Here is a 24,304-nt window from a genome sequence, read left to right on the forward strand (position 1 = left end):
ACGCCGGGCAGACACACTTTTTGCTACTTAACCCGTTGGCGGTGCATCGGGGGAGTAGAGGGGGATACTGAGTGTGGAATTACAATCTTGTATTCCGGGGCTCAACATGTAGTGGCGAGCTCAAATCACCACCTGCGCTTTTAATACCGACAACCACAATATCTAGTGTCTTGCGCACCTATGTGGCCCAAAATATTGTGGCAATACGGGTTGTGCGAGTGGTGACAGGTGTGTAATCTCAAGGCAGTCAACACGCCACAGACTCCGCCCACAGGGGCGGCGCGATACAGGAGATTTGCGCGGATATGATCACCGTTTACACCAAGCCAGCTTGCGTCCAGTGCACCGCAACCCAGAGGGCTCTCGACAAGGCTGGGCTGGAATACGAGATGGTCGATATCAGCCTCGACGATGAGGCCCGCGAGTACGTCCTGGCACTCGGCCACCTCCAGGCTCCGGTCGTCGTCTCCGGCGAGGACCACTGGTCCGGCTTCCGCCCAGACCGCATCAAGGCGCTGAGCACCGCGGCTGCCTAAGTCGCCGAGTGTCGCAGCAGCCTGAGGCGTCGTCACCGGACATCCTGCTGCAGCTCACTCAAACTTTCTAGCCCCGCGCCCAGCCTGAAGTGCGAGGCCGGGACACAATTCTGCGGGCTGGATGCCCGCGCCGCCTCCCACGCTAGGAGCGGCACCTCAACCGCCAGCGTTAGAAACTTTGCGCTGTCTTTACTTATGCCTGATTTCGCCTCACGCGGGAGCGGGCCCAATGCAACAGCCCAGGTGGGAAGGGCCCACTGCGCCCCTGCGTCAGCGCTGCACCCACGCGGGGAAGCCACTGGAAACCAAGAAAGGTCACGGTCGTCGTGCGTCAACTGCTCGTAGACACCACGCCCTTGAAGGTTCCCGAATTTCGCCGCCTATGGCAGGCAAACATCGTCACCGTTATCGGCGCACAGCTCAACATCATCGCTGTTCCTGCCCACATCTACGCGCTGACCGGCAGTTCCGCCTACGTCGGACTCGCCAGCCTCTGCGGCTTCGTCCCGCTGGTGGTCTTCGGACTCTACGGCGGTTCCCTCGCAGACAGCATGGACCGCCGAACCCTGCTCCACATCACCACCACCGGCATGATTCTTTCGGCGGCAGGATTCTGGGTCTTCGCGGCGACCGGTGGCGCCTCCGTGTGGCCCTTGCTTGCCCTATTCGCGGTGCAGCAAGGATTCTTTGCCGTCAACCAGCCCACCAGGGTTGCCATCATTGCCACCCTGGTGGGCAGGCAACAGATCGCCGCGGCGACCAGCCTTAACATGACAGTCCAGCAGGCCGGAGCGATCGTCGGTCCGGTGCTGGGCGGCATGTTGATTCCGATCCTCGGGTTCAGCTGGTTGTACTTCCTGGATTTTATGGCGCTGTTCGCCACGCTCTACGCCGTGCACCGACTGCCCGCGTTGCCGCCGCGGACTACCGATGACGGACAGCCCGCGAAGGCGGGGATCGCCTCCGTGATCGACGGCTTCCGGTTCCTGCTCACACAGCCGATCATCCTCATGACTTTCGCCATCGACCTCATCGCGATGGTTTTCGGCTCGCCGCGGGCACTTATCCCGCAGATGTCCGCCGAGGACTTCGGGGAACAGGCCAGTGGCGGCATCATGTACGCGCTACTGTTCGCGGCCCTGCCCGTGGGCGCAGTCCTCGGTGGACTGTTCTCCGGCGTGGTGACGAAAATCGAACGCCGCGGACTGGGCGTGAGCTGCTTCGTTGGGCTCTGGGGCGTGGCGATCCTCGTCATGGGACTGGCCGTGTCTGCAGCGAATGGCACAGTGGGATTGTGGGCGGCGGTGGCCCTGCTGGCCTTCGCGGCGGGTGGTGCTGCGGACATGTTCTCCGCGGTGCTGCGCTCCACGATGCTGCAGGAAGCCGCGACCGATGAGGTACGCGGCCGAGTGCAGAGCGTGTTCTTCGTGGTCGTCGTCGGCGGTCCCCGAATCGCGGACGGCCTCCACGGCTGGGCGGGCTCCCACTACCCGGCCGGCGCCGTCACCGCAGCAGGCGGTGGCTTAGTCATCATCGGGAGCATCGTGATGCTCCTGGTCGTGCCACGTTTCCTGACGTGGACGCCAGCAGCCGCCCTCGAAAACATCGAGGCCGAGCATCACGGGGATGCGGCTCAAGGCATTCAGAAAGAAGGATCTTAGAGTTCACATGCTCATCACGTACTTCTCATCAACGACCAACAACACGCACCGCTTCGTGCAAAAGCTCGGGCTGCCGAATAAACGCATCCCGATCTACCGCTACGAGGAACCGTTGGTGGTCGATGAACCCCACGTACTCATCGTGCCCACCTACGGCGGTGGGGTGGGTATGGTGGGGGAGAACTCCCGACCCGTCCCCAAACAGGTCATCCACTTCCTCAACGAGAAGCAAAACCGGGATTATCTGCGAGGGGTCATCGCCGCTGGCAATATCAATTTTGGTCCAGATTTCTGCCTCGCCGGGGACGTCATCTCAGCCAAGTGTCAAGTGTCCTACCTCTATCGCTTCGAAATGATGGGCACGGAGCATGACGTGGAACGGGTCAAGGAGGGCCTCGCAGAATTCAAGCAGGCCATGATCGCCGAAGGCACCTGGGAATAACGGCCCCGAACGCCACATTAAAACTAAAAACAACGCACTACCGCCAGCTACTGGCGTCGTAATAAAGAAGAACATCAAGAGAGGACAATGATGGCCGAGAACTTTGGCAAGACTGTCGCAGAGCCAGTCAAGGAGTCCGAGAAGCTGGACTACCACGCGCTCAACGCAATGCTGAACCTGTACGACGAAAACGGGCAGATTCAGTTCGACGCGGACCACAAGGCCGCGAACCAGTTCTTCCTGCAGCACGTAAACCAGAACACCGTGTTCTTCCACAACCTGGCGGAAAAGCTCGAGTACCTGGTTGAGAACAAGTACTACGACAAGGAAATCCTCGACAAGTACGATTTCCCCTTCATTAAGGCGCTGTTCAAGCAGGCTTACGCCAAGAAGTTCCGCTTCCAGTCCTTCCTCGGGGCGTACAAGTACTACACCTCCTACACCCTGAAGACCTTCGACGGTAAGCGCTACCTCGAGCGCTTCGAGGACCGCGTCTGCATGGTCGCCCTCGGCCTCGCGGATGGCGATGAGGAGATGGCGAAGTCCCTGGTGGACGAGATTATCGACGGCCGTTTCCAGCCGGCGACCCCAACCTTCCTCAACATCGGTAAGGCACAGCGTGGTGAGCCGGTGAGCTGCTTCCTCCTGCGCATCGAGGACAACATGGAGTCCATCGGCCGCTCCATCAACTCCGCCCTGCAGCTCTCCAAGCGCGGCGGTGGCGTGGCACTGCTGCTGAGCAACATCCGTGAAGCAGGCGCGCCGATTAAGCACATCGAGAACCAGTCTTCCGGCATCATCCCGGTCATGAAGCTGCTGGAGGACGCCTTCTCCTACGCCAACCAGCTGGGTGCCCGCCAGGGGGCCGGCGCGGTGTACCTCAACGCCCACCACCCGGACATCCTGAATTTCCTGGACACCAAGCGCGAGAACGCGGACGAGAAGATCCGCATTAAGACGCTCTCCCTCGGCGTGGTGATCCCGGACGTCACCTTCGAATTGGCCCGCAAGAACGCGGACATGTACCTGTTCTCCCCGTACGACGTCGAGCGCGTCTACGGCAAGCCTTTCGCCGACATCTCCGTCACCGAGCACTACGACGAGATGGTTGAGGACCCACGCATCCGCAAGAAGAAGATCAACGCCCGTGACTTCTTCCAGACCCTCGCGGAGATCCAGTTCGAGTCCGGCTACCCGTACATCATGTACGAGGACACCGTGAACCGTGCCAACCCGATTGTCGGCCGCATTACCCACTCGAACCTGTGCTCCGAGATCCTGCAGGTCTCCACGCCGTCCGTCTTCAACGAGGACCTCACCTACGAGACCATCGGCGATGACATCTCCTGCAACCTGGGCTCCATGAACATTGCCATGGCGATGGACTCCGCGGACTTCTCGAAGACCATCGAGACCGCAATCCGGGCGCTCACCGCTGTCTCGGATCAGACGGACATCGACTCCGTGCCGTCCATCCGCCAGGGCAACGATCACTCGCACGCCATCGGGCTGGGGCAGATGAACCTGCACGGCTACCTGGGCCGCGAGCACATCCACTATGGCTCCGAGGAGGCACTGGACTTCACCAACGCCTACTTTGCTGCCGTGATGTACGAGTGCCTGAAGGCCTCCAACAAGATCGCGATCGAGCGCGGCACGGCATTCCACGACTTCGAAAACTCCGAGTACGCATCCGGTGCCTTCTTCGACCGTTACGACCCGGCTGAGTTTGCCCCGAAGACGGAGAAGGTCAAGGAGATCTTTGCCGCATCCAGCATCGAGGTGCCGACCGCCGAGGACTGGGCGGAGCTCAAGGCCTCCGTGGCGAAGCACGGCATCTACAACCGCAACCTGCAGGCGGTTCCGCCGACCGGCTCGATCTCCTACATCAACAACTCCACCTCCTCGATCCACCCGATCGCCTCGAAGATCGAGATCCGCAAGGAGGGCAAGATCGGCCGCGTCTACTACGCAGCGCCGCACATGAATAACGAGAACCTGGAGTACTTCGAGGACGCCTACGAGATCGGCTACGAGAAGATCATCGACACCTACGCGGTGGCGACCAAGTATGTGGACCAGGGCCTGTCGCTGACGCTGTTCTTCAAGGACACCGCCACGACCCGCGACATCAACCGTGCCCAGATCTACGCTTGGCGCAAGGGGATCAAGACGATCTACTACGTCCGCCTGCGCCAGACTGCGCTGAGCGGTACCGAGGTCGAGGGCTGCGTGTCCTGCATGCTCTAAGGAGCGCTCGCGCTGAATAGTTGAAGGGTGGTGTCGGAATGATCCGACACCACCCTTTGGCTTGGGGCTGTTAAGTCAGCGCCCTGCTGATGCCACGCAACCGTGGCGGGGGAGGAGGCGAGGCGTGTTTTACTCGCGGCCGCCGAGCTGGGCGTCGAGCCGCAGCAGGCCGCTGCCGTCGGCGCCGACCATCTTCAGGCGGTCGATGATCTCGCCAACGGTGGCCTCCTCCTCGACCTGCTCGCTCAGGAAGGAATCCAGCAGCGGTCGGGAATCGATGTCCTTGACCTCCTCGGCGACCCGAACGAGGTCGCGGATCATCGCGGAGACCTTCTTCTCGTGAGCCAGGGAGAGCTCGAAAGCCTCCAGGGCGCTCTCGATCTTGATCTCCGGGAGCTCGATAGTCTTCAGATTGACGCGGGCATCGCGGTCGATGAGGTGATCGGCGAAGCGCTGGGCGTGCTGCCGCTCCTCGTCAGCCTGCGCGAACATCCACGCGCTCATGCCGGTCAGAGAGAGGCGGTCCAGTTCGTATGCCAGCTGGGTGTAGACCAGTGCAGCCTGGTGCTCGGCGATGACTTGATTATTGAGTGCTTCTTCAAGCTTTTGATTGATGCTCATAGCAGCAATATTACTGGACGGTGGGGCGTGTGACTAGGGGGAAGCGACGATGGTGGTGGAACGAGCGCCGGGACTGGCACGCAATGCTGGATTGCGAACCAGTGGTACCCGCCACCACGCCGTGCGGTGAAGAGCCCTGACGGGTAGAGTAGGTATGTATTCATTTCGCTCACCGCGCACTATACGCGCAGGTCAGCGGTTGGAAAGTTGGGAACTCTGCCGAGTTCAGATGAGGAGAATGCGCGTTTATGCCTGCTAGGCCATCTCAGTCCCCTGCGCAGCACAAGGCGGGGAATATCATCGGTTCCGTTAACTGGAATGAGGTTCCGGACGACCGTGACCTCGAGGTATGGGATCGGCTGACGGCCAACTTCTGGCTGCCAGAAAAGGTACCCGTCTCGAACGACATCCAGAGCTGGGCCACGCTCAACGATGCGGAGAAGAACGCGACGATGCGCGTGTTCACCGGGTTGACGATGCTCGACACCATCCAGGGCACGGTCGGCGCGGTCTCCCTGATCCCGGAAGCGACCACCATGCACGAGGAGGCGGTGCTCACCAATATCGCCTTCATGGAGTCGGTTCACGCGAAGTCCTATTCCCAGATCTTCATGACCCTGGCGAGCACTCGTGAGATCAACGACGCGTTCCGCTGGTCCGAGGAGAACGAAAACCTTCAGCGCAAGGGTGAGATCATCCTTCAGTACTACAAGGGCGACGATCCGCTGAAGCGCAAGATTGCCTCCGTGCTGCTGGAGTCCTTCCTCTTCTACTCCGGGTTTTACCTGCCGATGCGCTGGTCCTCCATGGGCAAGCTGACGAATACCGCGGACATCATCCGCCTCATCATCCGCGATGAGTCCGTCCACGGTTACTACATCGGCTACAAGTACCAGCGAGCCCTCGAGAACGAGAGCCCGGAGCGCCAGGAGGAGCTGAAGGGCTTCGTCGTCGAGCAGCTGCTGGACCTCTACGACAATGAGGTCGAATACACCGAGTCCATCTACGACGAGATCGGCTGGACCGAAGATGTGAAGCGCTTCCTGCGCTACAACGCCAACAAGGCGATGAACAACCTTGGCTATGACGGGCTGTTCCCGGTAGAGGAGACCCGCGTTTCCGCTGCCATCCTCGCCGCGCTGAACCCGGGTGGCGACGAGAATCACGACTTCTTCAGTGGCTCTGGGTCCTCCTATGTCATCGGTAAGGCGGAGAGCACCACCGACGACGACTGGGACTTCTAGCTCCGCGCTCCAGCCCATAACACGAACGGCCGGCTCGCTAGGTGCAGCGAAACGGCCGTTTGGTGTTTTTAAGCGTGGAGAAACCTTGGAACTACCCCCAAAACTGTGAAGGAACTGGAGGTTTCCCGCCACCCGGCTTCTTATATTCGGGAAAAGGGGATAACATAGCACCAACCCTTCGTGTAGGGACCCTTTCTGGGCTGCAAGGAAGCTAATGCTCTCGCAGTCAGAAGAGGGCTCTGAGAAGGCCAAAATTCTTTGGAGTGTCAGGGAAAACCCCTCGACACTGCGTAGTCAGGAGGAATCAATGACCGCGGTCGCGCCACGGGAACCACAGCAAGTTGCTCCCGAACGCCCACAACCGTCTGGCCATGGGCGCCGAGGCAGCTTTGCCTGGCATGCGCTGACGACCACCGACCACAAGCTGCTGGGCATCATGTACCTCATGATGGCCTTCACCTTCTTCCTGGTTGGTGGCCTCATGGCCCTGCTTATCCGTCTCGAGCTGTTCAATCCGGGCATGCAGTTCCTGTCCCCGGAGCAGTTCAACCAGCTGTTCACCATGCACGGCACCATCATGCTGCTGCTGTATGGCTCCCCAATGGTGTTCGGCTTCGCTAACTACATCGTTCCGCTCCAGATTGGTGCACCGGACGTGGCCTTCCCGCGTCTGAACGCCTTTGGCTTCTGGCTCACCACCGCCGGTGGTGTCCTGATGCTGACCGGCTTCCTCACCCCGGGCGGCGCGGCTGACTTCGGCTGGACCATGTACCAGCCACTGGCAGACGCTATTCACTCCCCGGGCCTGGGTTCTGACCTGTGGATCGTGGGTGTCGGCGTCGGTGGTGTCGGTACCATTCTTTCCGGTGTGAATATGATCACGACCATCCTGGTGCTGCGCGCCCCGGGTATGACCATGTTCCGCATGCCGATCTTCACCTGGAACATCTTCGTTACCTCCCTGCTGGTCCTGCTGATCTTCCCACTGCTGGCTGCTGCCGCACTGGGTGTTCTCTACGACCGCAAGCTGGGCGGCCACATCTACGATCCGGGCAACGGTGGCGCCATCATGTGGCAGCACCTGTTCTGGTTCTTCGGCCACCCTGAGGTCTACGTCCTGGCTCTGCCGTTCTTCGGCATCGTCTCCGAGATCTTCCCGGTCTTCTCCCGCAAGCCGATGTTCGGCTACGTGGGCCTGGTCTTCGCAACCCTGTCCATCGCTGCTCTGTCCATGGCTGTGTGGGCACACCACATGTTCGTCACCGGCGCGGTTCTGCTTCCGTTCTTCGCCTTCATGACGTTCCTGATTGCAGTCCCGACCGGTATGAAGTTCTTCAACTGGCTCGGTACCATGTGGGGCGGTCGCCTGACCTTCGAAACCCCGATGATGTTCGCACTGGGCTTCTTCGCCACCTTCCTCTTCGGTGGTCTGACCGGCATCATGCTGGCTGGCCCGGCAATGGACTTCCACCTGTCTGATACCTACTTCGTGGTTGCGCACTTCCACTACACCCTGTTCGGCACGGTTGCCTTCGCATCCTTCGCTGGCCTGTACTTCTGGTTCCCGAAGATGACGGGCCGCATGCTGGACGAGCGTCTGGGCAAGCTGCACTTCTGGCTGACCATGATCGGCTTCCACACCACGTTCCTGATTCAGCACTGGGCTGGTAACTCCGGTATGCCGCGTCGTTACGCGGACTACCTGCCGACCGACGGCTTCACCGGCTACAACCAGGTCTCCACCATCGGTGCCCTGATCCTGGCCGTCTCCGTGCTGCCGTTCCTGTGGAACGTCTTCAAGTCCTACCGTTACGGCGAGGTCGTCACCGTCGATGACCCATGGGGCTACGGCAACTCCCTCGAGTGGGCAACCTCTTGCCCGCCGCCGCGCCACAACTTCACCTCCATGCCGCGGATCCGCTCCGAGCGCCCAGCGTTCGAGCTGCACTACCCGCACATGGTCAAGCGCATGCGCGACGAGGCTCACGTCGGCCGCCACTTCTAAGAAGTCGGCCACGGTGCCGGGGCCAGCAGCCAGCTGGCCGCGGCGCATACTCCAGCACTGAGGTGCTGTGAGCGCAAACCACACCCTTACTACGCAGGGTGTGGTTTTTCTTTTGCCGAAAAACGGGGGTAGCGGATCCTCCTTGCCACAGCCACTGTGGTTCAATCGTGGGTGTGACTAGCGCAAATAACTCCACCCCAGTCGATAATCTCCAGCCCACGAGGCTCGCTTTCCCCGAAGAGCTGGAATCCATCCTGAATAACGGCTGCGAACCGGCCGTCATCACCGTCACGGGTGACGACAAGCCCGGCGTTACCGCCCGCTTCTTCCGCAGCCTCGCTGCCCACGACGTCCAGCTCATCGACGTCGAGCAATCCGTCTTCCGCGGCAATCTCGCCCTCGCTGCCCTCGTCGGCGTCGACGCTGATACGTTGGCCACCCTGAACAACGAGCTGCCCGCCGACCTGGAGGCCCTCGGCATGAGCGTGCAGATCCAGACGGACACGGAGGCCATGGCGACCAAGCCGATGCCCTCCCACGTCATGGTCGTGCTCGGGCGCCGAATCACCGCCGAGGACGTCCAGCGCATCGGACAAACGCTGGCCGCCGAGGACGCGAATATCGATACGATTCGCGGGATCGCCGATTACCCGGTCACCGGGCTGGAGATTCACTTCACCGTCGCTAATCCCCGCCCGGGTGGCGGCGTGGAGCTGCGCAAGGCAGTCTCCGAGCTCACCGCTGAGCTACACCTCGACATCGCAGTCGAGCGCGCCGGCCTGGCTCGCCGCAGCAAGCGCCTGATCTGCTTCGACGTGGACTCCACCCTCATCCAGCAGGAGGTCATTGAGATGCTGGCGGCCTACGCCGGCCGCGAGGACGAGGTCGCCGCTGTTACCGAGCGAGCCATGCGTGGTGAACTGGACTTCGCGGAATCCCTCCACGAGCGCGTCAAGGCCCTGGCTGGGCTCGATGCGTCTGTCGTGGAGAAGGTCGCCAACGACATTAAGCTCACCCCGGGTGCGCGCACCACGATTCGTACCCTCAAGCGCCTGGGATACAAGACTGGCGTGGTCTCTGGCGGCTTCATTCAGATCATCGAGCCGCTGGCCCGCGAGCTGGGCCTCGACTTCGCCCGAGCCAACACCTTGGAAATCCGCGAAGGCAAGCTCACGGGTCGCGTGATCGGCCCGGTCATCGACCGCCGCGCGAAGGCCGAGTCCCTCAAGGAATTCGCCTGGTCGAATGGCATCAAGCTCAACCAGACCGTGGCAGTGGGCGACGGTGCGAACGATATCGACATGCTCTCCACCGCGGGTCTGGGCATCGCCTTCAACGCGAAGCCGGCCCTTCGCGAGGTGGCTGACGCATCCGTGAATTACCCATTCCTTGACCAAGTACTCTTCCTGCTCGGCATCTCCCGCTCCGAGATCGAGCACGAGGACATGGCTGACGGCACCTACCGCCGCCCGCCACTGCAGGACTAGTGCGCGAGTACAACGAGCCAGGGGAGTTGGAAGCAGACGAGCGGGAGCTGGTCCGGCGGGCGCATGCGATGCTCGTCCACCTTGCTGGGCACCCTGGTACCGAAGACCCACAAGACCCGAGCAGCGTGCAGGCTATGCCCATGGTCCTGCACCTGCCGAAGGTGGATGCGCCACTGCGCCACGATCTCCTGGCTGCGGCTGCCTCCGCCTGCGCCCGTGTCTGCCTCGACCCTCGAGCAGGTGAGGAAGACAGCGAGTGGGCCCAGGCATTAAAAAGCTGGTACGGCGCGAAGATTCGGAAACTCGCCCGCCGCGCCCGCGCCAGCAAGTGGGACGCGGTTCTTGGGCTGCCTGGGCACGAGGTGAATGTGCACGGTGCGATGGCGAAGGCGTTCCTACCCGGGCGCGTTGATGGCGTGGATCCGAGGATCAACAAGCTGCAGATCCAGGGTTCCGACTTGCCACCCGAACCTGGCCCGCTGCCCGCACCCGAACCGGATCCATTGCACCCAGTCATTTTCGTGGACGCCGGGCTGGGCATGACGGTCGGCAAGGCCGCAGCCCAGGTCGGCCACGGGTCGATGCTTTATGCTGCCTTCCTCAGCCCGAAGCAGGCGGTTGCGTGGTTCGAGCTGGGCTGTCCCGTGCACGTGCGGGAAATCCCGGCCGAGGAGTTCGCCGCCAAGCGCGCGGCACTTGCGGAACGTCACGCTGCAGACGCTGCCGCTGCGAGCTCGCGGTGGATCACCGCGGTGGGCGGGCAGTGGCCGGTGGTGGAGGTTCGCGACGCAGGCCACACGGAGATCCCCGCGGGGAGCGCGACTGTTATTGCTGCCTCCTATGGCGGCCAGCAGCCTCCGCGTTAGCGCGACCCGCCCGGAGGTCTGAGAGATCGTATTTCGAGACTGTGAGGGCTGCGGGGAGTGCTCGGGACGTGACCCGAGCGATGCCGCCTCTCGCTAGTCCTCGCGGGCCCGAAGCACGCGACGCAGGATCTTGCCGGTTGAGGACTTCGGGATCGCATCGATGAATTCGATGGCCCGCACCTTCTTATAGCTCGGCACCTGCTCGGCCACGTAGGCCATGATGTCCTCAGCCGTGGCCGTGGCGTTCTGCTGCAGCACGACGAAGCCCTTGGGGATCTCCAAGCCATCCTCACCCGCGACCCCGATCACCGCGGAGTCCGCGACCTCCGGGTGCGTGAGCAGTAGGGCCTCCAGCTCGGCGGGAGCGACCTGGTAGCCCTTGTACTTGATGACCTCTTTGAGGCGGTCCACGACATAAACATTGCCCTCGGGGTCCTGGACCGCGAGGTCGCCGGTGCGCAGCCAGCCACCGTCCACGAGGGTTTCTGCCGTCTCCCGGTCGCGGTTCAGGTAGCCGAGCATCACCTGGGGGCCACTCACCCACAGCTCGCCGACCTCCGAGTGCCCGTTGCTCGGCCGCGGAATCTCCTCTCCCGATTCGACGGCGACGAGCTTGTGCTCAGTGTTTGCCACTGGCAGCCCGATGGAGCCGCGGGGCACGCTCATGTCCAGGTTCAGGTGGGTGACCGGGGAGGACTCGGTCATCCCGAAGCCCTGGTAGACGTCCACCCCGAGGCGCTCCTGGACGGCCTCCGCGAGGCTGGTGTCCAACGCCGCAGCGCCCGAGAGCACGGCCCGCAGGCTGCTCAGATCGAATTCCTCGACCTGGGGGTGCTTCGCCAGCAGCACCGCGATGGGTGGGGCGATGAATGTGAAGGTCACGCCGAAACGCTCGTGAGAGGCGAGGAAGCTGCCCAGCTCGAAACGCGGCTGGGTCACCAGCGTGGCGCGCTGCTTGAGCGCGAGGTTCAGCAGCGCGGTGAGCCCGTAGATGTGGAAGAAGGGCAGCACCCCGAAGACGACGTCCTCCCGGGTCACGAGGTCCTGATCCGCAGCCTGGCAGACGTTGGCGACCAGGTTGCGGTGGCTGAGGCGAACCCCCTTCGGATCCTGGGTGGTTCCGGAGGAGTACGGCAGGACGGCGAGGTGGGTCGCAGGGTCAAAACTGATGTCCTCCGGCGCGTGTCGCCGCTCGGCCAGCATCTGCTGCATTCCCGAATTGCGGTCGAGGTGGTGGACCTGTTCCTCGCTGAGCCCGGCGGCTTGAGCTGCCTGGGCGGCGTGATCGCCCATCGCGGCCAGCGTGACGAGCATGCGCGCGCCGGAGTCTTGCAGCTGCCGGGTGATGGCGGCCTCGTCCGCCAGGAGGGAGACCGGGGTGAGGGTCGCGCCCAGGCGCCAGACGGCGTGGGCGTAGACGACGAAGGCCAGGGAGTTGGGGCAGTGTAGTGCGACCACATCGCCGCTGCGGATACCGAGGTGGGAAAGCCCACCGGCAACGCAGTTGATGTAGCTGCGCAGCTGCTGATAGGTGGTTTCCGTGCCATCGGCGATGTCGATGATCGCAACCTTGTCCTCGTCCGCCGGATCCAGCTGGCCGAAGGTGAATTCGTAGATTCCAACGTCGGGGATCTGGATGGTCTCCCGCGTGCTCTGAACTGGCATGGCTGGTCCTTCCTAAGCGCCATCGGATGATCGCGCGCTGTACGAGGCAAATATTTTTGCGGGCCCACCTAAAGCGGGAACCGCAGTTGGCACCATGATAAACGCCACACCACGGGCTTTAGGCCGATTTCATCGAGCCCACGGCGCGCTATTTCCCGGGCTGCGCATTCAGCCTGCGCAGCGCCCCGCGCGCCACATCCAGATCCGAGGTCTCCCAGAACCGTGGCATGCTGGCGCGGATGAAGGAGCCGTAGCGCGCGGTGGCCAGTCGGGAGTCCAGCACGGCGACGACGCCGCGGTCGTCCACGCTGCGCAGCAGCCGTCCCGCCCCCTGCGCCATCAGCAGCGCGGCGTGGGTCGCAGCGACTTCCATGAAGCCACTGCGGCCAGCTTTATCTGCGGCCTCCTTGCGGGCCTGCTTCAGCGGGTCATCCGGGCGGGGGAAGGGGATGCGGTCGATGAGCACCAGTTGCAGCGCGGAGCCGGGCACGTCCACACCCTGCCACAGACCCAGGGTGCCGAAGAGGCACGCGGACTCGTCCTTCCGGAACTTCTCCACGAGGCTGGACATCGAATCCTCGCCCTGCAGGAGGATCTCGTAGGGAACCACGCTGCGTAGCTGATCCGCCATCTCCTCGGCCGCCCGGCGGGAGGAGAACAGGCCGAGGGTGCGGCCACCGGCGGCGTTGATGAGCTGGGCGGCGTGGTCGATGAAGCCACTGGATGGGCCACTGCGCCCAGGCGCGGCGAGGTCGCGGGCGACGTAGAGGATGCCGTGGGTCCGGGCGTCGAAGGGGGTTCCCACGTCGAGGGTCTTCGTATCCTTCGCCGCACCCCATTGGGCGAGCATGGCGGTGAATTTCCCGCCCAGCGCGAGGGTCGCGGACGTCAGAATCACCGTAGATTGGGCGAAGAGCCGCTGCCGCAGCAGGTCGGCGACGGACAACGGTGCGACGCGGACGACCTTGCGGTTGCCGTCGGCAGAGAGCCAGACGACGTCCTCTCCGAGCAGGTCCTCCTGATCCGCGGCGGCATCCGCGGTGGAGGCCTCGAGGACGCGCACGCAGGTATCGTTCAGCTCTTCGGTGGCCACGAGCAGGGCCTGGCGCTCGGCGGCCTTCGCCGGGTCGTTAGCGAACTCGCCGGCGGGTACCGAGTTGATCTGTCGGTTGGTTTTCCACGCCGCGTCCTTGAGTACGCTGAGGGGAACCTCTAGCCCGTTGGGAACCCCGGTCCACCGGCCGACGATCCGATCACCGTCGGTGGCGATCGCGCCGTCGAGAGCGGTGACCCACTCGTCGAGCGCCTCGATCAGCGCATCGCCGGTGCCGTCCGGGCCGATCTTGCCGGTGCGTTTGGCGAGGATCGCGATATTGGTGGGGGAGAGTTCCGCGGTGGCTGTGGAGGTGATGCGGGACTCGAGCTCGTGGGCCTCATCGATCACCACGCAGTCGTGCTCCGGCAGGACCGGCACGTCGGAGAGGGCGTCGATGGCCAGCAGCGCGTGGTTGGTGACGACGATGTCCGCCTCGGCTGCTTCCGCCCGGGCCCGTTCCGCGAAGCACTGGTCGCCGAAGGGGCAGCGGCTCGCGCCGACGCACTCCCGGGAGCTGACGGAGACCTGCCGCCAGGCGGTGTCGGACACGCCGCGGTCGAGGTTATCCCGGTCGCCGTCCTCAGTCTCCTGAGCCCACTCGTGTAGGCGGGCCACCTGGGCTCCCGTTTTCGAGATTTGGGAGGGGTCGAGGAGCGCGTCCTCCTCGGCCTCGGGGATGGCCTCGTCGCCGATGCCGTTGATTTTATTGAGGCAGAGGTAGTTATTGCGGCCCTTGAGAATCGCGGAATTCAACGGGCGGGGGAGGTGCTCCTCCAGGGCGTCGGAGAGGCGCGGCAGGTCGCGTTCCACCAGCTGGCGCTGCAGGGCGATGGTCGCGGTGGAGACGATGACGGGGACGTTCGTCTGGGTGGCGTGCCGCGCCGCGGGGACCAGGTAGGCCAGGGACTTACCCGTTCCCGTGCCCGCCTGGACAGCCAGGTGCGTGGATTGTTCCATGGCCTCGGTGACGGCATCGGCCATTTTTTGCTGGCCGGGGCGCGGCGCACCGCCAATGCTGGCGACGGCTGTGGCGAGGAGGTCTTGGGTGGAACTCACGGGAGCACTTCTTCTACGAGTAACGGGAAAGGTACTGGTGACCGGTCGGGGAGCTGGCCGGTTTCTGCCCCAGTTAGCCCTGGGTGTGGGGCACGTGGCGGACGCTGATTACCGGCTCGTCGCGGGATAGGGCCAGGCCCTCCCACGGCAGGGAGACTAGCCGGTCGGCCAGCAGTTGGCGGGAATCCTCGAGGGTGGGCAGGCCATCCACTGGCTCGCCATCGCGGATGAGCGGGACGGAGAGCTCGATGGCCTCGAGGATGCCGGTATCCGGGCGGGCCTCGCCGAAGGGGAAGGTGATCTCCTCGACGGCGGTGCCGGTGTCCCGGCAGGTGCGGATCGCTGCCTTCGCACCGCCCCGCGAGTCCTTGCCGCGGGAGCGCTTCGCCACCGGTGCTCCTTCGACCTCGACGAGCTTGTAGACCAGTCCGGCGGTCGGCGCCCCGGAGCCGGTGACCACGGAGGTGCCCACGCCGAAGCCGTCCACCGGCTCGCTGCGCAGCGCGGCGATGGAGAATTCATCCATATCGCTGGAGACGATGATCTTCGTGTTGTGCGCGCCCAGGGAATCCAACTGGTCGCGGACCTGCTGGGCGAGCACACCGAGGTCGCCGGAGTCGATGCGCACCCCGCCGAGCTCCGGGCCGGCCACGCGGATGGCGGTTTCCACGCCTTCGGCGATGTCGTAGGTGTCCACCAGCAGGGTCGTGCCCACGCCGTGGGCGGCGATCTGTGCCCGGAAGGCGGCCTCCTCGTCGGTGGTTCCATCCGGGTGGGTGTGCAGCAGTGTCCAGGCATGCGCTGCGGTGCCGGAGGCCGGGATGTTGTAGCGGAAGGCGGCCTCGAGGTTGGAGGTGGCGTCGAAGCCGGCGAGGTAGGCGGCGCGGGCGCTGGATACGGCCGCGTACTCGTGGGTGCGGCGGCTGCCCATCTCGATGATGGGGCGACCATTGGCGGCGGTGACCATGCGGGCGGCCGCGGAGGCCACGGCGGAGTCTGCGTTGAGGATGGAGAGGATCACCGTTTCCAGGATCACGCATTCGGCGAAGGTGCCGCGGACGGTGAGGATCGGGGAGTGCGGGAAGTAGACCTCGCCCTCCAGGTAGCCGTCCACCTGCCCTCGGAAGCGGTAGTTGCGCAGGTATTCCAGGGTCTCGGGCTGCAGGAAGTCCAGGTTTTCCAGCTGGGCCTCTGTGAAGACGAAGTCCCGGATCGCGCGGAGGACGCGCTCGGTGCCGGCGACGACCCCGTAGCGGCGCTCGTTGGGAAGGCGGCGGGTGAAGACCTCGAAGGCGCACTGCTTCTCGGCCGTACCGTCCTGCAAAGCGGCTTCCAGCATGGTCAGCTCGTACTTATCGGTGAGCAGGGCGGAAGAGCGCGGTGCAGAGAGGTATGGGTCGAGGTGGCCGATCGAGCCGTAGGCGGCGTCTTGTTGTGGGTTCTGGGCTGTGGAAGACAAGTGGATCCCTACGCGTTTTCTTCTTCAGGTGGTGCCGTGGCCGATGAATGGCCTCGGCGAATACTCACACTCTAGCGAGCGGTGCGGACAGGCAAAGAAATATTCCATCGCGATGCCTTCGCTGCCCCGCCGTGGCGACGGTATCCTTGGGGGCATGACTTCCCCGGCTGCACCAAGCGCAACCCCAGTTGCGGAGAAACGACCCGAGACCCTCGCGGATGCCGATCTGCCGTGGCAGTGCATCTGTTGGGACGATCCCGTCAATCTCATGAGCTACGTGACCTACGTCTTCGAAACCGTGCTCGGTTACTCCCGCAAGAAGGCCACCGAGTTGATGATGCGGGTCCACACCGAGGGTAAGGCCGTGGTCTCGTCCGGCGAGCGCGATAAGGTCGAGGGAGATGTCAAGAAGCTCCACACAGCGGGCCTGTGGGCCACGATGGAGCAGGCGGCAGGCTAGTAAGCATCCCGCGAGGCGAGGAGGACTCCCCACAGATGGAACCGTGGAAGAAGAAGACCGGCATGCTGCGTGGCACGCGCTTCGTCACCCAGCTCAACCCCCTGGAACGGGAGACCTTGGGTAATTGCGCCGCCACCGTCGCCGACGCCCTGATGGAGCGGGTGCGCACCGCGCCAAAGGATGAGCTAGCGGAGCTGACCGGCATGGCCAGCGGTCATTCGGAGCCACCGAGCAGCCCGGCGCTTGCGCGAATTCTGCCGGACTTCTTCGCAGACGGTGCCGAGGAGGTCGAGGGGGATGCCGCGCTGACCCGGCAGCTCAACGAGACCGACATCATCAAGAGTAAGTTGATGAACCTCGCGCTCATTGCCGAACACATTGGCCCGGATGGCTCGGTGAACATCACCCTGAGCCAGGAGGAAGTCCAGCCGTGGCTCTCGGCCATCAACGACGTGCGGAACTACTATCACGAGCTCTGCCAGCCCGCGCTGCACGGGCTGGAGGGGCCGGATCGGGTTGACGCGGCCAAGGAGTTGACCTCGTGGCTGGCATTCCACCAGGACAGCCTGCTGCGCGCGATGAGGGGGGAGCCGCCCGCAGAGATGATGGACAACCCGGACGGCGACGATCCGCAGAATCCGGACGAGGGCCGCGGTGAAGGGCCGGAGGGGCAACACGGCCCGGGCAACCGACCGACGGGCGAGTTTTAGGATGTCCGCCGAATTGTTCGGCGCCCAGCCGGGGCCCAGCAACTCGCTTATCGACGTCCGTGGCCTCGGCGTGGGGCACGCGATCAGTGAGGGTGGGGCCGGAGACTCCGGGGCCACGATCATCGCCGCGCCTGCCGGGGCAGTTGCCTCGGTCGATGTGCGTGGTGGCGGGCCTGGCACCCGCGAGACGGATCTGTTGGAGCCACACAATACGGTCGAGCAGGTTCACGCCATCGCATTGTGCGGTGGCTCTGCCTACGGCCTTGCAGCCGCCGACGGCGCGATGGCCGCCCTGGAGGCGGCGGGCATCGGCTTCCCCGTGCTGGGGGAGGACGCACCCGAGAAGATCGTGCCGATCGTGCCGGGTGCGGTGATCTTCGACCTGCTGCTGGGCCGCTGGGACTCCCGCCCCAGCCCGGAGACCGGCGCGGCGGCCGCCGAGGCCGCGTTGCGCAGTGCAACAATCGCCCGCGACGGGGAACCACCACGCGGGCAGGGCGGGAATGATGCAGCTTTCGCCCCCGCTACCGCATCGGGCAACCTCGGTGCTGGACTGGGAGCTTCCGCCGGTGCCCTGAAGGGCGGATTCGGGCAGGCCAGCGCGGTACTCCCGGAACTGCCGGGCGAGCTCGCGGCACTCAGCGGGGCGACGGTGGCTGTGGGCATCGTCGTCAACCCGCAGGGCGCGGTCTTCAACCCCGCCACCGGGCGACTGTGGGGCTTCGATGCAGAGCTGGCCGGTGAGTTCGGCGCCGCCTCGATCACGCCGGTCTCCGAGGAGGCCGCGGCGCACTTGCGCGGAATGAACCTCGCGGGCACCAAATTCCCCGCACCGGGCGACGGGCAGCCCGGCAGCGGCAGCCCGCAGCTGAACACCACCATTGGCGTGGTCGCTACGGACGCCCCGCTCACCAAGGCGCAGGCCAAGCGCCTGGCGCTCTCCGCTCACGACGGCCTGGCACGCGCGATCCGCCCAGCACACATGCCCATGGACGGGGACACCCTCTTTGGGCTGGCCACCGGTATCCGTAGCGGCAGCGTGGACGCCGTGGGCATGTCCGTGCTCGCCGCCACGGCCGCCAACTGCGTGGAACGGGCTATCGTGCACGCCGTGCTGGCGGCAGAGCCCGCCTACGAGCACCCCTCCTGGCGCAGTATCGTGGGCTGTTAAAGAACCCCACGGCTTCATCCCGTCACCGCGCCGGGGTGGTACCACCCCCTAAAGTTCAGGAGCCTGAGCATGCCGAACCTCGCCTTCGCCCTGCGGCTCGTGGCGGTGGCCTGGATTGTCCAGGTCATCAACATGATGCTGGGGTACGGACTCAACGCCTTCGGTATCCGGCCCGGTGATCCCTACGGCCTTCTCGGTGTGTTCGCCGCGCCTTTCCTGCACGGGGGCTGGGATCACCTCATCGCCAACTCCATGACTGCGGTTGTGCTGATCACGATGATCTGCTGGTCAGGCAGACGCGTCTTCTGGCGCAGTTCCCTGATCATCCTGCTCGCCAGCGGGGTGGGGACCTGGCTCATTGGTGGCGCGGGCACCGTTCACGTCGGTGCCTCCGGCATGATCTACGGCTGGGTCGCGTTCCTCATCACCCGCGGACTCTTTACCAAGAAGCTCAGCCAGCTGGCCGGCGGGGTCGTGGTGCTGTTGCTCTACGGCTCCCTGTGGACCGGGATTCTGCCCACTGACCAGGCCATTAGCTGGCAGGGGCACCTCTGCGGGGCGCTGGCCGGCATTCTCGCCGCCTGGCTGATGCCGAAGATGCCCACCGCCACCCGTGCCGTGCGCACCGCGGGCCGGGCCTCCCTGGGTATGTAGTCGCGCCCGTTTCGCACCGCCCCTGGCGACGCATTCTCATCCCCGGTACTCTAACCAATCCTTGCGACCCCACCACCCCGGCTCACCAGTCACAGGACGCGGCCGGCGCATGGATGCGTGGGGCCGTGAGCGACGTCGTTAAACTAAGACCGCGAGAATAACTAAGGAAGGACCGAGCATGCACATGGCGGAGAAGGCGGACGGCGGCAGCGCGGCGGAGCAGGAATCCCACAACAACGCGCCCATCGGGATCTTCGACTCCGGGGTCGGCGGACTCACCGTGGCGCGCACGATCGTGGACCTACTGCCGCACGAATCCATCATCTACATCGGGGATACCGCGAATTCGCCCTATGGGGATAAGACGATCGCACAGGTTCGCGAGTACGCCCGCATGGTCGCCGACGAGCTGGTTGCCCGCGGGGTGAAGATGATCGTCATCGCCTGCAACACCGCCACCGCGGCCTTCATGCGCGACGCCCGCGAGCGATACCCGATCCCGGTCGTCGAGGTCATCCTCCCCGCGGTCCGCCGCGCCGTCTCTGCAACCCGGAACAACCGCATCGGCCTGATCGGGACGCAGGCGACGGTGACCTCCGGGGCGTACCAGGACCTCTTTGCTGCTAGTCCGGGCGTCACCGCCGTTGCCCAAGCCTGTCCGCAGTTCGTTCCCTTCGTGGAGCGGGGGATCACCTCGGGCCGCCAGATCCACGCGTTGGCGGAAGGGTACCTCGAGCCGTTGAAGGAGGCCGGGGTGGACACCGTGGTGCTGGGGTGCACGCACTATCCGCTGCTCACCGGGGTGGTGCAGTTCGTCATGGGGGAGGACGTCACGCTGGTGAACTCCGCGGAGGAGACCGCGAAGATGGTCTACCGCACGCTGGCAGAAAGCGGGCAACTGGCGGATAACGACCCGGAGCGCCACGCCACCTTGTCCTTCGAATCCACCGGGGACCCGCACCGCTTTGCTCAGCTCGCACAGCGCTTCTTGGGTCCCAAGATCACGAGTGTGTCGCAAATCCCCGAGCTGCTGCGCTAGTCCCTGTTCTAGCCCCTGGGGCGCGACGGAACCGCCCCGGAGTCGGTCCTGGACAGCCCGGAAACCACCCCGCTGAAGGAAACCTGATCAAAAGCTTGCCCAAATATCGAAAAACGCCGGGCGTCGTGAAACAATGTCCACTTATGGAGATGCTTGTGTTGGGTTGTTCCGGAAGCGTGCCCGGCCCCTCGGCCGCGGCCTCGGGGTATTTCCTGCGCAGCGCGGCGGGCGAGGGCGTGGTCGTGGACCTGGGCTCGGGGGTGCTCAAGCAGATGCAACGCTACGAGGGGATCGACCCCTCAGACTGCCACGTCGTCCTTTCCCACATGCACGCCGACCACTGCTCGGACGTCCCGAGCCTGCTGGTGTGGCGCCGCTACCACCCCTTCGCGCCGGCGAGCACCCGCCACAAGCTGATCGGGCCGAGCATCGCCGCCAAGCACATCGGCCAGGCCAGCGCCGACTCCCCGGAGGCGCCGGACGACCTCACCGACACCTTCGAGGTCCTCGACCACGTTGTCGGGCCGGAGAGCGACTTCGACGCCGAGACCTGGCCGCACCACACCATCGGCGACCTGCGGATCTATGCCGCGGACGCCATCCACCCCACCGAGGCCTACATCATCCGCTTCGAGGACTCCTCCGGCTTCTCCGTGGTTTACAGCGGAGACACCGCGCCGACCCCGGCCCTGGCGCGCATCGCCGCGGGGGCGGACGTCCTCGTCTGCGAGGCGACCTGGGGTGATGGGGCAGCGACCATGCCGGAGGGCATGCACCTCTCCGGCGCGGAGGCCGGCGAGGCCGCCCAGGCAGCGGGCGTGGGCCGGCTCGTTTTGACCCACATTCCGCCATGGGGGGATAAGGCCGCCACGGTCGCCGCGGCCGCCCGCCACTACACGGGGCCGATCGAGGTTGCCCGGCCGGGTCTGCGCATCAGCGAACAGCACTAAGCGCCCGCTACACTGGCTGGCATGTCTAATACGCCAGAACAAAGCACCCATACCCGCGCCGATGGCCGCAGCGTCGACCAGCTGCGCGACATCCGAATCACCCGCCGGTTCACCACCAACCCGGCAGGCAGCGTGCTCGTCGAATTCGGGAACACCCGGGTGATGTGCACCGCCAGCGTGGAGCTCGGCGTGCCGCGCTTCAAGCGGGATTCCGGCGAGGGCTGGCTCACCGCGGAGTACGCGATGCTGCCGTCTGCCACCCACGAGCGCATGCCGCGCGAGTCCATGCGCGGCAAGGTCAAGGGTCGCACCCACGAGATCTCCCGCCTGGTTGGTCGCGCCCTGCGCGCCGCCGTGGACCTGACCGAGCTGGGCGAGAACACCATCGCCATCGACTGCGACGTCCTGCAGGCCGACGGCGGCACCCGCACCGCCGCGATCACCGGTGCCTACGTCGCCCTCGCCGATGCCCTGGCCTACCTGCAGGAGCAGGGTGTTGTGCCGGGCACGCCGCTGCGCGACCCCGTCGCTGCCGTCTCCGTGGGCATCATCGACGGCGTGGCCTGCCTCGACCTGCCCTATGAGGAGGACTCGCGGGCAGACGTGGACATGAACGTCGTGATGACCAAGGCCGGCCGCTTCGTGGAGATCCAGGGCACCGGCGAGGCCGCGGAGTTCGACCGCGCGGAGCTCAACACGATGCTGGACCTGGCCGAGGGCGGCCTGCACCAGTTGATCGAGCTGCAAGAGCGCGCACTGAACACCGACCCGGCTTCCGGCCCGGTCACGCTCTAGAACCCCCACAGACCACGCGGAAGGAGGACGCAATGCAGGTGCTGGTGGCGTCCAGAAATAAGAAGAAGCTCGCGGAGCTGCAGCGGGTGCTCGCGGCGGCAAACGTCGAGGGCATCGAGCTGCTCAGCCTTGCGGACGTGCCGGAGTATCCGGAGACCCCGGAGACCGGCGCGACCTTTGAGGCCAACGCCCGGATCAAGGCCCTCGACGGGGTGCGACATGCTGGCCTGCCCACCGTCGCGGATGATTCCGGCCTGTCCGTCGACGCGCTCAACGGCATGCCCGGGGTGCTCTCGGCCCGCTGGTGCGGGGCCCACGGGGAGGACGCCGAGAACAACCGGCTGCTGTTAGCCCAGCTCTCCGACGTTCCCGACGACCGACGTGGCGCCCGATTCGTCTCCTCCTGCGTGCTCGCTGTTCCCTCCGAGATTGCCGATGCCGCCGGCCTGGAGCCCGAGGTGGCAGTTACCGGCGAGTGGGAGGGCCGGATTCTGCGTGCTGAGCAGGGCACCAACGGCTTCGGCTACGACCCGCTCTTCGAGCCTGCGGAAGCGCCGGGGCAGTCCTCGGCGGAGCTCACCCCGGAGCGTAAGGACGAGCTCTCCCACCGCGGCAAGGCGCTGCAGCAGCTGGTCCCGGCGCTGCGTGCGCTGGCTCAGTCCGCGCAGTAGACCAGCCGGGTCCCGCGTGGGCGAAAACGCCACCGGGGCACCCAGCGCGCAATAAGGTCGAACGCAAGAAAGGAAGTGCACCGTGACCACTCCACCCACCCCGAGCACGATCGTCGCCAACGCTGCGGCGGATCTGAGCTGGCAGGAGGACCTGTATAAACACCTCCACGCCCACCCAGAGCTCTCGGGGGCCGAGGAGCAGACGGCCCAGCGTATCGAGGAGGAGCTGCAGCGCTTCCCCGACTGGGCGGTCACGACCGGCATCGGCGGCTACGGCATCACCGCAGTGCTGCGCAACGGCGACGGCCCGACGGTGCTGATGCGCGCGGACTTCGATGGCCTGCCCGTCGCCGAAGCCACCGAGGTGGACTACGCCTCGAAGCATTCCCAGCTCAACGCGGAGGGCCAGCGAGTGCCGACGATGCACGCCTGCGGCCACGACCACCACACCAGCTCGCTGCTGGGTGCCATGGCGATCCTGGATGCGACGCGGCAGGACTGGTCCGGCACCGTCATCGCGCTCTTTCAGCCCGCGGAGGAGGCCGCGGTGGGTGCGCACCGCATGGTCTCCGATGGGCTGGACCAGATCATTCCGCGCCCGGATGTGTGCCTGGCTCAGCACGTCGTCGCGGGGCCTGCGGGCGAGATCTACACCGCGCCGGGCCCGGTGATGACCTCCTCGACCACCATCGAGATCACCCTGTACGGGCGCGGCGCGCACGCCTCTATGCCGCACCGTTCGGTCGACCCGGTGGTGCTGGCCGCATCCACCGTGATGCGCCTGCAGACGATCGTGTCCCGGGAGGTTCCGCCAGGCCAGTTCGCCGTGGTCACGGTCGCGTCCGTGGAGGCGGGTAAGGCCAATAACGTGATCCCGGACTCGGCGAAGATCTCTCTGAGCTGCCGCTTCTACGACGAGGATCTGCGCAAGCGCGTGGTGGCCGCGATCAAGCGGATCGTGCGCGCCGAGGCTCAGGCAGCGGGCGCGGACCGGGAGCCGAGCTTTAAATTCGTCGGCATGCTGGGGGCGACCGACAATGCGGCCGAGGTCTTCGAGACCGTGCGGCCCGCCTTCGACGAGCGCTTCAGCAAGAACAGCCTGGACATGGAGCCGTGGACGGCCTCCGAGGATTTCTCGGTGATCCCGAAGCACTTCGGGGTGCCTTATCTGCTGTGGACCGTGGGCATTACGCCGCGGCGCCAGTGGCAGCGGGCCGAGGAAGCGGGCCGGTTGGATATCGACATTCCGACGAACCACAACCCGGGCTTCCTTCCTGACCTGGGCACGCTGCCGGTGGCTACGGAGGCCGCGGCGGTCGCGATTCTGGCCTGCCTGCGGCGCAGTTGGCCGGATACCTCCAGCCCGGAGGAACTGCGGCAGCAGCCGACGGAAAAAGAAATCGCCGCGGCACAGATCGAGACTGCGCCGGGCGACTAAACCGGGCGATTAATAAGTCCCGGAGAGG

The 24,304-nt window shown here is 65.0% G+C and carries 21 protein-coding genes; 17 read left to right on the top strand and 4 right to left on the bottom strand.

Going from position 1 to position 24,304, the window contains the following annotated elements; genetic code table 11:
- Positions 1–305: 305 nt before the first annotated feature.
- The 4 genes from nrdH to nrdE all read left to right on the top strand — a co-directional run bounded on the left by nrdH (position 306) and on the right by nrdE (position 4,889).
- Positions 306–536, top strand: a complete 231-nt coding sequence (gene nrdH, locus HMPREF3088_RS07560) for a glutaredoxin-like protein NrdH (protein ID WP_070759159.1) — start codon at positions 306–308, stop codon at positions 534–536.
- Between the two features lie 326 nt (positions 537–862).
- Positions 863–2,197 (top strand): MFS transporter, encoded by a 1,335-nt coding sequence (locus tag HMPREF3088_RS07565; protein WP_070759160.1) that lies wholly within the window; start codon positions 863–865, stop codon positions 2,195–2,197.
- Between the two features lie 7 nt (positions 2,198–2,204).
- Complete coding sequence (nrdI, locus tag HMPREF3088_RS07570; RefSeq protein WP_070759161.1) at positions 2,205–2,639, top strand: class Ib ribonucleoside-diphosphate reductase assembly flavoprotein NrdI; 435 nt, start codon at positions 2,205–2,207, stop codon at positions 2,637–2,639.
- 90 nt (positions 2,640–2,729) lie between these two features.
- A complete protein-coding gene (gene nrdE, locus HMPREF3088_RS07575; RefSeq protein WP_070759188.1) occupies positions 2,730–4,889 on the top strand; it encodes a class 1b ribonucleoside-diphosphate reductase subunit alpha in 2,160 nt (719 codons plus the stop codon).
- A gap of 129 nt (positions 4,890–5,018) precedes the next feature.
- Here nrdE and HMPREF3088_RS07580 read toward each other — a convergent pair whose 3' ends face one another.
- Positions 5,019–5,510 (bottom strand): ferritin, encoded by a 492-nt coding sequence (locus HMPREF3088_RS07580; RefSeq protein ID WP_070759162.1) that lies wholly within the window; start codon positions 5,508–5,510, stop codon positions 5,019–5,021.
- 248 nt (positions 5,511–5,758) lie between these two features.
- On the opposite strand from HMPREF3088_RS07580, the gene nrdF reads away from it, so the two are divergent.
- The 4 genes from nrdF (at position 5,759) to HMPREF3088_RS07600 (ending at position 11,112) form a co-directional block, all read left to right on the top strand.
- On the top strand, positions 5,759–6,754 hold the full coding sequence (gene nrdF, locus HMPREF3088_RS07585; RefSeq protein WP_070759163.1) for a class 1b ribonucleoside-diphosphate reductase subunit beta: 996 nt from the start codon (positions 5,759–5,761) through the stop codon (positions 6,752–6,754).
- A gap of 307 nt (positions 6,755–7,061) precedes the next feature.
- Entirely contained in the window at positions 7,062–8,759 is a 1,698-nt protein-coding gene (ctaD, locus tag HMPREF3088_RS07590) for an aa3-type cytochrome oxidase subunit I (RefSeq protein WP_070759164.1), read from the top strand.
- 98 nt (positions 8,760–8,857) lie between these two features.
- On the top strand, positions 8,858–10,246 hold the full coding sequence (serB, locus tag HMPREF3088_RS07595; RefSeq protein WP_070759165.1) for a phosphoserine phosphatase SerB: 1,389 nt from the start codon (positions 8,858–8,860) through the stop codon (positions 10,244–10,246).
- Positions 10,246–11,112, top strand: a complete 867-nt coding sequence (locus HMPREF3088_RS07600; protein ID WP_246818114.1) for an aminoacyl-tRNA hydrolase — start codon at positions 10,246–10,248, stop codon at positions 11,110–11,112. Before serB ends, HMPREF3088_RS07600 begins: the two co-directional genes overlap by 1 nt.
- Before the next feature lie 93 nt (positions 11,113–11,205).
- Here HMPREF3088_RS07600 and HMPREF3088_RS07605 read toward each other — a convergent pair whose 3' ends face one another.
- From HMPREF3088_RS07605 to HMPREF3088_RS07615, 3 genes are all read right to left on the bottom strand, one after another.
- Positions 11,206–12,777 (bottom strand): AMP-binding protein, encoded by a 1,572-nt coding sequence (locus HMPREF3088_RS07605; RefSeq protein ID WP_070759166.1) that lies wholly within the window; start codon positions 12,775–12,777, stop codon positions 11,206–11,208.
- A 148-nt stretch (positions 12,778–12,925) separates the two neighbouring features.
- Positions 12,926–14,929: an ATP-dependent DNA helicase gene (locus HMPREF3088_RS07610; RefSeq protein ID WP_070759167.1), complete on the bottom strand. Its 2,004-nt coding sequence runs from the start codon at positions 14,927–14,929 to the stop codon at positions 12,926–12,928.
- A 73-nt stretch (positions 14,930–15,002) separates the two neighbouring features.
- Positions 15,003–16,340 (bottom strand): nicotinate phosphoribosyltransferase, encoded by a 1,338-nt coding sequence (locus HMPREF3088_RS07615; RefSeq protein WP_070759190.1) that lies wholly within the window; start codon positions 16,338–16,340, stop codon positions 15,003–15,005.
- 202 nt (positions 16,341–16,542) lie between these two features.
- Between HMPREF3088_RS07615 and clpS the strand changes: the two genes are divergently transcribed.
- From clpS to HMPREF3088_RS07660, 9 genes are all read left to right on the top strand, one after another.
- On the top strand, positions 16,543–16,848 hold the full coding sequence (clpS, locus tag HMPREF3088_RS07620; RefSeq protein ID WP_148812702.1) for an ATP-dependent Clp protease adapter ClpS: 306 nt from the start codon (positions 16,543–16,545) through the stop codon (positions 16,846–16,848).
- 35 nt (positions 16,849–16,883) lie between these two features.
- Positions 16,884–17,558, top strand: coding sequence for a DUF2017 domain-containing protein (locus HMPREF3088_RS07625; RefSeq protein ID WP_083317363.1), 675 nt, complete (start codon positions 16,884–16,886; stop codon positions 17,556–17,558).
- A gap of 1 nt (position 17,559) precedes the next feature.
- Positions 17,560–18,729 (top strand): P1 family peptidase, encoded by a 1,170-nt coding sequence (locus HMPREF3088_RS07630; protein WP_070759169.1) that lies wholly within the window; start codon positions 17,560–17,562, stop codon positions 18,727–18,729.
- Positions 18,730–18,798: 69 nt separating this feature from the next.
- The gene (locus tag HMPREF3088_RS07635; RefSeq protein WP_070759170.1) at positions 18,799–19,383 is read left to right on the top strand and encodes a rhomboid family intramembrane serine protease; all 585 of its coding nucleotides are present in this window, start codon (positions 18,799–18,801) and stop codon (positions 19,381–19,383) included.
- Positions 19,384–19,567: 184 nt separating this feature from the next.
- A complete protein-coding gene (murI, locus tag HMPREF3088_RS07640; protein WP_070759192.1) occupies positions 19,568–20,422 on the top strand; it encodes a glutamate racemase in 855 nt (284 codons plus the stop codon).
- Positions 20,423–20,577: 155 nt separating this feature from the next.
- Entirely contained in the window at positions 20,578–21,372 is a 795-nt protein-coding gene (locus tag HMPREF3088_RS07645) for an MBL fold metallo-hydrolase (RefSeq protein ID WP_070759193.1), read from the top strand.
- Positions 21,373–21,393: 21 nt separating this feature from the next.
- Complete coding sequence (gene rph, locus HMPREF3088_RS07650; RefSeq protein WP_070759171.1) at positions 21,394–22,167, top strand: ribonuclease PH; 774 nt, start codon at positions 21,394–21,396, stop codon at positions 22,165–22,167.
- A 32-nt stretch (positions 22,168–22,199) separates the two neighbouring features.
- Positions 22,200–22,838, top strand: coding sequence for a non-canonical purine NTP pyrophosphatase (locus HMPREF3088_RS07655; protein WP_070759172.1), 639 nt, complete (start codon positions 22,200–22,202; stop codon positions 22,836–22,838).
- A gap of 82 nt (positions 22,839–22,920) precedes the next feature.
- Positions 22,921–24,276 (top strand): amidohydrolase, encoded by a 1,356-nt coding sequence (locus HMPREF3088_RS07660; RefSeq protein WP_070759173.1) that lies wholly within the window; start codon positions 22,921–22,923, stop codon positions 24,274–24,276.
- The last annotated feature ends 28 nt before the right edge of the window (positions 24,277–24,304 follow it).

The organism is Corynebacterium sp. HMSC22B11, assembly GCF_001815965.1.
Taxonomy (GTDB): domain Bacteria; phylum Actinomycetota; class Actinomycetes; order Mycobacteriales; family Mycobacteriaceae; genus Corynebacterium.